Raw genomic sequence first — 9,130 nt, forward strand, 5'->3', positions numbered from 1 at the left:
TTAATATATATATAACTATGCTAAAATTTTCATATAAACTTTAGGAAGGGGATTTTAAGGTATGAATATTTTACTCGACTTATTTTTAACCTTTGCCAGAATCGGAGGGTTAACATTTGGTGGAGGTTATGCAATGTTACCAATATTACAAAGAGAAGTTGCTGAAAATAAAAAGTGGGCAACAGAAGAAGAATTAATGGACTATTACGCTATCGGTCAATGTACGCCTGGTGTTATAGCTGTAAATGTTGCTACTTTTATAGGATATAAAATGGCTGGTTTTATAGGAGGAGTTATAGCAACTTTAGGAGTAGTAACACCATCAGTAGTAATAATTACTCTTATAGCTGCATTTTTAAGCAATTTTGCTGATTTACCAATTGTAATTCATGCATTTAATGGTGTTAGAGTTTGTGTATGTGTATTAATCTTAAATGCCATAATTAAACTTAGCAAAAAATCTGTAGTCGATAAACTTACTTTCGCAATTTTTATAGCAGTTTCACTATTATCAATAGTAACTAGTCTATCTCCTATCATTTATATTATTATTTCTGGTCTTATAGGAGCTCTAATTTATAAATTTAGGGGAGGTAAAGAGGAATGTTAACACTTTTGAGATTATTTTTCGAATTTTTTAAAACAGGTCTTTTCGCAGTAGGTGGCGGACTTGCTACAATGCCATTTTTATATAATATAAGTGAAACAACTGGTTGGTTTTCAAAAAATGATTTAACTAATATGATAGCTGTATCAGAATCTACTCCAGGACCATTAGGAGTAAATATGGCTACTTATGTAGGTTTTTCAGTATCAGGCGTAGTCGGATCAATAGTTGCTACTTTGGGATTAATTTGTCCAGCATTAGTTATTATAGTTATTATTTCTAAATTCTTAAAGAAGTTCAAACAAAATCCATATGTAGAGGCTGTTTTTCATACAATAAGACCAACTTCGACTGGTCTAATAGTAGGTGCTTGCTGGGGCGTTGTAGAAATAACTATGTTTTATTTAGATAAATATAATATTACATCCAAATTTGTCGATTTATTTAACTTTAAATCAATTATTTTTGCATTTATTTTATTCTTCTTAATAAAATATACAAATAAACATCCAGTTATATATATTGCTTTATCAGCAGTAGTTGGTATTTTATTATCATTTTAAATTTTTGCAAAACAAAAAGAGGCTATTATATAGCCTCTTTTTGTGTTGACGAGAAATTTTTAATTTAACATCATTAATTAAAATTTATATAAATTTCTAAATTAATGACCTATATTCAATATAGTAGCATATTTTGCTACATTATTTAAGGGGAAAAAATAAATTTGTTCCCCTTAAATATCTTTTATATTTTAACATACTTTTATACTTGATTTCCACATTATTTTTTAAAAAGTGAGTTTTGCTATCTCAACAGAGCTTTTTGCGTCTTTTGCATAGTAGTCTGCATTTATTTTTTTTGCATATTCTTCTGTTAAAACTGCACCCCCAACTATAACCTTTGCATCAATGCCAGCATCTTTTATAGCTTGTATTGTATCCTTCATATTCTGTACAGTTGTTGTCATTAGGGCGCTTAATCCGATTAGCTTTATGTTTTGTTTTTTAGCAGTTTCTACTACTGTCTCAATTGGAACATCTTTTCCTAAATCGATAACTTCATATCCATAATTTTCTAGCATGATTTTTACGATATTTTTACCGATATCATGTATATCGCCTTTTACTGTAGCAATTATTATTTTACCTTTTGTTCCATTTGTATTATCAATATTAGCATTTAACTTATCTTTTATGATGTTTAATGCTACTTTTATTGTTTCTGCTGCTTGAATCATTTGAGGTAAGAATATTTCTCCTTTGTCATATTTTACTCCAATTTTATCAAGAGCAGGTATTAACATTTCGTCTAAAATATAATGTCCATCATATTCTTCAAGCAACTTATATGTTAATTCTTTCGTTTCTTCTTTTAATCCTCTTTCAACTAACATATCTAAAGACATATCTTTTTGGTTATTGTTAGATGTTTTGTTGATTGATATAGTTGTATTATCCATATATTTTTCTATATATTTTTCGCAACCTTTGTCTATATTGTTTATCACTCTATATGCATACATAGATTCCATCATAACAGGTTCTGATGTATTTATTATCGCTAAATCAAGCCCAGCACCTAGTGCTAAATTTAAAAATGTTGAGTTTAGTGCTTTTCTATTTGGAACTCCAAATGATATATTAGAAACCCCTAAAATAGTTTTACAACCTAGGTTTTCTTTTACCATTCTAATAGCTTTTATAGTTTCCATAGCTTCTTCTTGTTGTGCTGATACTGTTAAAGATAAACAGTCTATAAATATATCTTGTCTTCTTATTCCATAACTTTCTGCTCTTTCAACAATTTTTTTAGCTATTTCAAATCTTCCTTCTGCTGTTTTAGGTATTCCAGCTTCATCTAATGTTAATCCTACTAAGCCAGCTCCATATTTTTGTGCAAGAGGAAGTATTTTATTTAGTGATTCTTCTTTGCCATTTACTGAGTTTACAATTGTTCTTCCGTTATAATATCTAAGTCCTTGTTCTAATGCGTCCGCGTTAGATGAGTCAATCTGTATCGGTACGTTTATAATCTCTTGTAATGTCTTTATAACTTTTGGCATCATAGCTTTTTCGTCTATTTCAGGAAGACCTACATTCATGTTTAATATTTCAGCGCCTTCCTCAACTTGATCAAGACCTAAACTAACAACATAATCTAAATTTCCACTTATTAATGCATCTTGTAGCGGTTTTCTTCCTGTTGGATTTAATCTTTCTCCCATTACTGTTGGTCCTGTTATCTCAACAATTTTTGATGGAGAGCAAACCACACATTCTAAATTCTTTTCGATTGGTTTGACTTCTACATTTTTTATATTTTGTGATAAAGCTTTTATAAATTCAGGATTTGTACCACAACATCCACCTATAATTTTTGCACCCATTTTTACAAACTTAGATGCACCGCTTAAAAATTGTTCTGCCGTCATATCATATACAGCTTCACCACATTTGATACATGGTAAGCCTGCATTTGCTTGTACCATTACTGGTATAGTTGCTCTTGTAAGTATTTTTTCTACTATTGGTAATAATAAGTCTGGCCCTAGTGAGCAGTTAACCCCTACTGCATCTGCTCCTAATCCTTGTAATGTAACTACCATACTTTCTGGTAAACATCCTGTAAAACTTCTTCCATTTTCATCAAAAGTCATAGTACAGAAAACAGGTAGATTTGTATTTTCTTTTGCTGCTAATAAAGCCGCCTTTATTTCATATAAATCCATCATAGTTTCTATTACAATTATATCTGCACCTGATTTTTCCCCTTGAATCATTTGTCTTTTAAATATTTCATACGCTCTATCAAAACTAAGTGTTCCCATAGGCTCTAACATTTCACCAATTGGACCGATATCTAAAGCTACATATTTTTCATTGTCATTATTAACTAAAGATGCCGCTTTTTTTGCAGCTTTTACTGCTGAATCAATTACTTTTTCTAAATCATACCCTTGTGGCAGCTTTAACTCATTGCATCCAAAAGTATTAGTAGTTGCAACATTTGATCCTGCTTCATAATATTCTTTATGTATATCAACTAATATATCAGGATTTTCGTACCCAAATACTTCAGTATTTTCACCTACTTGTAGGCCTTTTTTTTGAAGCATTGTACCCATTGCTCCGTCAAATATTAATATATTATCTTGTATATATTGTCTTACTTCCACAACCATCAGCCTTTCTTCTATATTCACAGTTAAATCTATTAGAACAATTTTCACATGTTCGCTTAACTTTTGCTATTTTTTTATTTGTTATGCCAATTAATGCTACTACTGATTTTCTAGGAATCATTATTCCAGTATTGGTAACTGTTACACCAATTCTTTTATGTGCATCTAATACTTGTAATATGTCTTTATTAGCACTTATATCTAAATCCCCATATCCAGGGCTATATCTCATAGTAAGAGATTTACCTTCCTTAGACATTTGTTGAAGTATATTATCCTGTATTAAATCACAAATCTCTTCAATTGAAGTCGTAGCACATGCATCTACTATAATTCCTTTTGTAAGGTCATTGTAGCTATATCTTCGTATATTTTTTTCGATATTAAATCCAAGAGTCGCACACATCAATACACATTTATCACAATCCTTAAGCAATTCACTTACATCTTTACTTTTTAATATTAAGTTTGTATTTTTAAATTCAATTGTATTTAAATCTAAATCATTTTTTATATCATATATTTCATAAATATATTTTGTATCAATCTCTTTTTTTGTTTCTTTAATACATTCATTTATTCTAAGATTTAAATCTGAATCAATTTCTTGACCATTGTGACCTAAATATCTAAGTACCTCTAATTTGTCTAATGATACATTAGATATTATATTTTCTTGACTTCCTATCATTTTTTATTTCTCCATATACATATTGATATATTTTTTCCAAACTTTGTATTATTTATTTTAAATATTCTAATTATTCACCATATATATTTAGTGAGAATCCTTGTTCTAACACATATTTAGCATATTCTTTTGCACCAAATAATGATAAATCTCTATAGTTTCCACATTCAACAGAAGTCGCAGCTATCATCTTGTCAGCTTTTAAAACTTTTTCTAATGCTCTTTCTAGCCCTTCTTTTATTGTTTTTGCATCGACATCTCCCCACATTACTAAATAGAAACCTGTTCTGCATCCCATTGGAGATAAATCTATAACATCATCTAATTCTTCTCTTAAATATGTTGCTAATAAATGTTCTAATCCATGCATAGCAGCTGTTCCGAAAGCTTCTTTATTTGGTTGTAAAAATCTTAAATCAAATTTACTTACCTTATCCCCCATTTTACCTTCTAATACACAGCATTTTCTCACAAAAGGTGCTTTTACCTTATTATGATCTAATTTAAAACTTTCTACTTTTTCCATTTGAATCTCTCCTTTTTTATAGTTTTTAATATAGAAAAACGCCTAAAGACTTTCTTTAGACGTTATAATATCCAAATATATTTAAATTATATATTAATTACCGTTTTTTGTAAATAAAACTGGTATTTCAATACTAATTTACACTATCTTTAAAACCTGATCTACTTCATGCATTTCTTTATCATCCATCTTAGGTTTATTTTTGATATACCATTCGTATGTTTTTCTGAGCCCCTTTTCTAGCATTATATTAGGTATATAGAGACCATGGTCTATCAATTTTTCAATTTCTAGCACGCAACTAGTATTTTTAAATGGAAAATAACTTCTTTCTTTTATCTTTATTTTATCCGAATCTACATATTTTATTATAGGTTCTTTTCCGACTACTTCGCCACATGTTTCTATTAGTTTCTTCCACGTGATACGTTGAGGAGTTGCAACATTATATACTTCTCTAACTTTATCATTTTTTATCAAACTATATAAAATCCTTACGAAATCATCTATATATATAAATTGATTTACTACAGGTTCATTTTTATCACTAGGTACTGGAATAGCCTTCCCTTCTCTTATTCTATCAAAAAAATAAGTCTCCCTATATAAATTATTTTCTGGTCCATAAATGTGAGTTGGTCTTATTATTATGTAAGGTATATCACTATTTATAATATAACTTTCTGCTTGTACTTTTTCAATTCCATACTGCCCCCAGGCAGGATTAATCCCTTTTTCATCATCTTCTGATATATATTTTTCTGATTTTTTATATACTGCGGAAGAAGACAGTACAACATATTTTTTTAAGTTTTTTCGGTTTACAAATTTAAATAAGCCCTCTATTTCTGATTTAAAAAATGCTGTCATATCATAAATATATGTGTATTCATTTCCATTTAAGGCATTTTCTAATTCATCTAAATTCTTTCTATCACACAATAAATGTTTATTTACACCTTCATAATCAATACTTCCAGTTGTCAAAACATCAACCTTATGTCTATGTTTTATAAAATATTTAGCAAGTGATTTGCCAATAAAATCGCTTCCTCCCATAATTAAAACTGACTCCATTTTTTATTCCCCCCTTATGGATAAAAATTTATTGAGTTTAAAAGTAACGCCACTTTAATAATACCATATATTGTAATATTTTTATTGTATTATTAAAATTATCTGTGTATTTTTTTTAGAAAAATGCACAATTTCTTTCACTATAATTTACATTCATTTAAATAGTTATTTATTTTTATTTAACTTTTATATAAAAATAGCAAAAAGGGCGCTACATTTTACGCCCTTCTAATACTATTTTATCTTTATTTTTCAAGTCTATTAAATTTTATCTAATTTATTTTTTTAATACTACTAATCCTTTTTCTAGTCGAGTCTTAATAGAATAATTGCATAAGTCTAAATTTAAAATTACTATTTGTTTAAAGTACGTTTTAAGAATTCACGAGTTCTCTCTTGCACAGGATTATTAAATATTTGTTCTGGACTTCCTTCTTCAGCTATTACTCCTTTATCCATAAATACGACTCTATCAGAGACCTCTTTTGCAAATCCCATTTCATGAGTAACAACTAACATTGTAAGACCCGAATCAGCTAATTCTTTCATTACTTTTAAAACTTCTCCTACCATTTCTGGGTCAAGCGCAGAAGTCGGCTCATCAAATAGTATAACATCAGGTTCCATAGATAAAGCTCTTGCAATGGCAACACGTTGCTTTTGTCCACCTGACAATTGCTTTGGTTTAGCATTTATAAATTGCTCCATACCAACTATTTTTAAATATTTCATAGCTACTTCTTCTGCTTCTTGTTTTGAGCGTTTTAATACTTTAATTTGTCCAACAGTGCAATTTCCTAAAACATTATGATTATTAAATAAATTAAATTGTTGGAATACCATTCCTAACTTTGTACGGTATTTATAGATGTCGTGTTTTTCGTCTAATATATTTTCTCCGTTATATATTATCTCTCCACCACTTGGTATTTCTAATAAATTGATACAACGAAGAAGTGTTGATTTTCCTGAACCAGAAGAACCTATTATACAAACAACTTCACCTTTTTCAACAGAAAAATCTATATCTTTTAAAACTTCATGCGTTCCAAAAGATTTATTTAAATGTTTAACTTCAATTACATTTTCCATATTATTTCCTCCACTATTTATTATGCTTTGTTTAATGCATCTTCAGGTTTTTGAACTTGCATCTGATTTCCTGTCATATTGTAATTTTCAGGTCCATCTAATTTCTTTTCTACAAAACGTAATATTCTCGTGATAGTAAATGTCATTATGAAATAAACTATACATGTTATGAAGAATGATTCAAAATATCTGAAGTTATTTCCTGCAATTGATTTTGTTGTAAAGTAAAGTTCTGTTACACCTATAACATTAAGTACTGATGTATCTTTTATGTTGATTACAAATTCATTACCTGTAGCTGGTAATATATTTCTTATAACTTGAGGTAATACTACATTTATCATTGTTTGGATGTGATTCATACCAATAGCCTGTGCAGCCTCAAATTGCCCCTTATCTATAGATATAATTCCTCCACGAACTATCTCTGCCATATATGCCCCTGTATTTATAGAAACTATAAATATTGCTGCGAAAGTTCTATCCATATCAATTCCAAAAGCTAAATCAGAACCATAATAAATAACCATAGCTTGAACTATCATTGGCGTTCCTCTGAAAAATTCAACATATGCATTTAATATTGCATTTATTATTGTTAAAAATACCTTTTTAGCCCCTTTGTCTCCCTTTGGTATAGTTCTTACAACACCTATCAACATACCAATTATAGAACCTATCACAGTACCTATTAAAGATATATATAATGTCATTTCTGCACCAGTTAAAAAACTTTTCCAGTTTTGAGATGCAATTTGTATAATCCACTCCGAACTCATATTTTTCCCCCTTAATCACATCTAAAGACCGACTGTATTTATACAACCGGTCTTTACTAAAATTTTTACTAGTTATTTTGATGCTGGTTGATTTTTTATTGCTTGATCCATTAAATCTTTACGTTCATCTTCTGATATTCCTGCTAGTATTTTATTTATTTTGTCTTTTAAAGGACTATCTTTTGCTAAACCTACAGCTATAGCTGTATCTTCAGCAGAAGTTTTAAAACCTTGACCTTTAGCAAATTCAACCATAGCAAAATTATCATTTGCTGCTGTAGCGCTTACACCTTCTGGACGTTCAGATACATATCCATCTATTTTTCCTGATTCTAATGCTACCCTCATTGCTGGGAAATTATCCATAGCAGTATCTTTTTTAGCACCTTCAATTTGATCAATTACCGTATAGTGGAAAGTGTTTAATTGTCCTGTTATAGTAGCACCTTTAAAATCACTTAATTTTGTTGCATTTTCATATTTTCCACCTTTTTTTACAACCATAACTAAGTCAGAAGTATAATATACATCTGTAAAATCTATAGTTTTTTTACGTTCAGCAGTTGGAGACATACCAGCAATTATTGCGTCTATCTTTCCTGATTGTACTGCTGGAACTAATCCATCCCATTCAGTTTTAACTATAACTAATTTTTTTCCTAATCCATCAGCTATTTTTTGAGCTATTTGAACATCATATCCACCTGCATATTCATCATTTCCTTGGATTTTTACCCCTCCATTTGAGTCATCAGATTGAGTCCAGTTAAATGGAGCATAACCACATTCCATACCTACTCTAAATTCATCATCACTGTTTGAACTAGATGAACCACTCGAAGCATTAGATGATGCATTATTTGATGAACTACATCCTGTTAACATCATTGCTAATGACATTACCATTACTAATAATAACGATATTCTTTTTTTCATAAAAAATTCCCCCTTTTGTTTATCCGCCGAATTTTAATAAATTTTAAAATATATCTCAAAGAATCCTCTCATCAAACTTTACAAATCTTATCTTCCTCAACTCAATAGTAAATATTTATGAAACCACTCTTAAAATAATCCCTCTTCTGAATTATTTTTCCACTATATTCCATTTATTAAAATTACTAAAATTCTATCACTATGGCGAATTTTTTTCAATATTATAAACCAAATTTTT

General features: G+C 29.3%; 9 protein-coding genes. 2 read left to right on the forward strand and 7 right to left on the reverse strand.

The window, feature by feature from the left end; translation table 11 throughout:
* The first annotated feature begins 61 nt into the window (after positions 1-61).
* A complete protein-coding gene (locus tag I4U58_RS10700; RefSeq protein ID WP_195931337.1) occupies positions 62-610 on the forward strand; it encodes a chromate transporter in 549 nt (182 codons plus the stop codon).
* A complete protein-coding gene (locus I4U58_RS10705; RefSeq protein ID WP_195931338.1) occupies positions 604-1,170 on the forward strand; it encodes a chromate transporter in 567 nt (188 codons plus the stop codon). The genes I4U58_RS10700 and I4U58_RS10705 overlap by 7 nt, the downstream gene beginning before the upstream one ends.
* 227 nt (positions 1,171-1,397) lie before the next feature.
* Here the strand turns inward: I4U58_RS10705 and I4U58_RS10710 are convergent, their stop codons facing one another.
* The 7 genes from I4U58_RS10710 to I4U58_RS10740 form a co-directional block, all read right to left on the reverse strand.
* Complete coding sequence (locus I4U58_RS10710) at positions 1,398-3,785, reverse strand: homocysteine S-methyltransferase family protein (protein ID WP_343003979.1); 2,388 nt, start codon at positions 3,783-3,785, stop codon at positions 1,398-1,400.
* Positions 3,757-4,482 carry a vitamin B12 dependent-methionine synthase activation domain-containing protein gene (locus I4U58_RS10715; RefSeq protein ID WP_195931340.1) on the reverse strand — a complete coding sequence of 242 codons (726 nt, stop codon included), beginning with the start codon at positions 4,480-4,482 and terminating at the stop codon, positions 3,757-3,759. The genes I4U58_RS10710 and I4U58_RS10715 overlap by 29 nt, the downstream gene beginning before the upstream one ends.
* A gap of 70 nt (positions 4,483-4,552) precedes the next feature.
* Positions 4,553-5,008 (reverse strand): S-ribosylhomocysteine lyase, encoded by a 456-nt coding sequence (locus I4U58_RS10720; RefSeq protein WP_195931341.1) that lies wholly within the window; start codon positions 5,006-5,008, stop codon positions 4,553-4,555.
* A 138-nt stretch (positions 5,009-5,146) separates the two neighbouring features.
* Positions 5,147-6,085: an NAD-dependent epimerase/dehydratase family protein gene (locus I4U58_RS10725; RefSeq protein ID WP_195931342.1), complete on the reverse strand. Its 939-nt coding sequence runs from the start codon at positions 6,083-6,085 to the stop codon at positions 5,147-5,149.
* A 354-nt stretch (positions 6,086-6,439) separates the two neighbouring features.
* Positions 6,440-7,177: an amino acid ABC transporter ATP-binding protein gene (locus I4U58_RS10730; protein ID WP_195931343.1), complete on the reverse strand. Its 738-nt coding sequence runs from the start codon at positions 7,175-7,177 to the stop codon at positions 6,440-6,442.
* Between the two features lie 20 nt (positions 7,178-7,197).
* On the reverse strand, positions 7,198-7,956 hold the full coding sequence (locus I4U58_RS10735) for an amino acid ABC transporter permease (RefSeq protein WP_195931344.1): 759 nt from the start codon (positions 7,954-7,956) through the stop codon (positions 7,198-7,200).
* A 72-nt stretch (positions 7,957-8,028) separates the two neighbouring features.
* Positions 8,029-8,892: a transporter substrate-binding domain-containing protein gene (locus tag I4U58_RS10740; RefSeq protein WP_195931345.1), complete on the reverse strand. Its 864-nt coding sequence runs from the start codon at positions 8,890-8,892 to the stop codon at positions 8,029-8,031.
* Positions 8,893-9,130: the final 238 nt, after the last annotated feature.

Origin of the sequence: Clostridium sp. 1001270J_160509_D11 (genome assembly GCF_015667935.1) — a bacterium.
Taxonomy (GTDB): domain Bacteria; phylum Bacillota; class Clostridia; order Peptostreptococcales; family Peptostreptococcaceae; genus Intestinibacter.

What these genes read in the sequence shown, in the direction of transcription:
- I4U58_RS10700 (WP_195931337.1), top strand. Translation starts at nt 62, where the DNA reads ATGAATATTTTACTCGACTTATTTTTAACCTTTGCCAGAATCGGAGGG.
- I4U58_RS10705 (WP_195931338.1), top strand. Translation starts at nt 604, where the DNA reads ATGTTAACACTTTTGAGATTATTTTTCGAATTTTTTAAAACAGGTCTT.
- I4U58_RS10715 (WP_195931340.1), bottom strand. Translation starts at nt 4,482, where the DNA reads ATGATAGGAAGTCAAGAAAATATAATATCTAATGTATCATTAGACAAA.
- I4U58_RS10720 (WP_195931341.1), bottom strand. Translation starts at nt 5,008, where the DNA reads ATGGAAAAAGTAGAAAGTTTTAAATTAGATCATAATAAGGTAAAAGCA.
- I4U58_RS10725 (WP_195931342.1), bottom strand. Translation starts at nt 6,085, where the DNA reads ATGGAGTCAGTTTTAATTATGGGAGGAAGCGATTTTATTGGCAAATCA.
- I4U58_RS10730 (WP_195931343.1), bottom strand. Translation starts at nt 7,177, where the DNA reads ATGGAAAATGTAATTGAAGTTAAACATTTAAATAAATCTTTTGGAACG.
- I4U58_RS10735 (WP_195931344.1), bottom strand. Translation starts at nt 7,956, where the DNA reads ATGAGTTCGGAGTGGATTATACAAATTGCATCTCAAAACTGGAAAAGT.
- I4U58_RS10740 (WP_195931345.1), bottom strand. Translation starts at nt 8,892, where the DNA reads ATGAAAAAAAGAATATCGTTATTATTAGTAATGGTAATGTCATTAGCA.